Source organism: Oleiphilus sp. HI0132, from assembly GCF_001635845.1.
Map to the genome: position 1 here is coordinate 1 of NZ_LWGJ01000198.1, position 1,516 is coordinate 1,516.

General features: G+C 43.1%; 2 protein-coding genes. One reads left to right on the forward strand and one right to left on the reverse strand.

Annotated elements, in window-relative coordinates; all coding sequences use genetic code 11:
• Window positions 1-202 precede the first annotated feature (202 nt).
• Entirely contained in the window at window positions 203-1,084 is an 882-nt protein-coding gene (locus tag A3766_RS02440) for a GlxA family transcriptional regulator (RefSeq protein ID WP_068506727.1), read from the forward strand.
• A gap of 3 nt (window positions 1,085-1,087) precedes the next feature.
• On the opposite strand, the gene A3766_RS02445 is transcribed toward A3766_RS02440, so the two are convergent.
• A partial coding sequence (locus A3766_RS02445) for a thioesterase family protein (RefSeq protein ID WP_068506729.1) occupies window positions 1,088-1,516 on the reverse strand: 429 nt, incomplete at its 5' end.

The following is a 1,516-nucleotide window of genomic DNA, read 5'->3' on the forward strand; positions in this document are numbered from 1 at the left end:
GCTGTTGATTCATTTCTGCTCTCCTGCTCAATTCATATCATTTACATAATGATAGCGAGCACTTAGACTACTTGTAAGATGACTGATATGACATTATTAAACGACTAATAAGACAAATAAAAAGAATACCTTTTGCATTGGGATTTATGTTCACCCTAGCTCCCCTGTTTCTTCAGTCGCTGGGCTGTGGGATATTTTTTCTGTGTGTTCACAGTTGCTTGCAAACGATATTCAGTTAACAACAAGCCTAGTGGGCCCGTCTCATTCAAGTATTAATAGTAGTACACCTATTCGTATTAGCCCTACAGAAGACATTGGTCAGAAGCATTATGACTTGGTCATCATCGCGCCCCTCGGCCCTGTCCCGACTAATGGCTTTGATTTTGATGACGCGCTAATTCAGTGGCTAGTAGACAGCCAGCGAAAAAGAGGCGCAGTGGCGTCAGTATGTACCGGCGCATTTCTTGTGGCGGCGACAGGTTTGCTTGATCAGCGTCGCGCAACCACACACTGGAAGTATGCCTCCCAGTTTCGACAACAATTCCCGCTTGTTGATTTACAGATTGATAGCATGCTGACTCATGATGGAACATTATTCTGCTCAGGCGGCGCCTACGCATTTCAAGACCTCTGCCTTTATTTAATTGAAACGTTTTTTAGTCGCTCGCTCGCCGAAGCTTGCTCCAGATTACTGATGATTGATTTGTCTGAGAGATCGCAGCTAAGGTTTGCCGGTATACAAGCTTTGAAAGAACACAGTGATGAACACATTATTGGTATTCAAAACTGGATGGAAGATCATTTGGATAGCTTCGATAGTATCGAAGAGCTAGCAAACCGCTTTAACATGAGCAGCCGAAACCAGGTGCGGCGCTTTAAAACCGCTACCGATGAAACGCCATCTAGCTATTTACAAAAGCTTCGCATAGAGAAAGCAAAGCATCTGCTTCAAACAGGGAGTCAAAATATAGAGGCCATCGCAGGTAACGTTGGCTATCAGGATATTCAGTATTTCAGAACGCTTTTTAAAAAGCTCTGCGGTCAAACACCAAAACAATTTAGACAAAGTAAACTAAAACGCTAATACCTATAGTCCGTCGAGTGCAACAATTCTGTTTTTGATCTCTTCAGGAATGGCATGTTTACAGTTATTGTTATAATCGTAAAAAACGATTATTCCCTCACCTTCTGCCGCAATTCTGCCAGTATTATGGCTCATAACGTAGTACTTCATGGTAAAGCGATCTTCTGAAATTTCGCACACTCGCGTTGCCACGGAGATATTGTCAGGGTAGCTTAAAGGCGCTTTATAGCGGCACTGAGTAGAGGCCAGTATTGGGCCAATACCAGAGCGTTTCATTTCTTCATTATTACCCAGTCGGTCAAAATAGGCAATTCGCGCACTTTCGAAGTATTTAAAATAGACGACATTATTAACGTGCTGAAAGGCATCCATTTCACCCCAGGCTACTGGCGTATCTATCGAAACCTGACACTGCTCAAACACTTCGCTCAT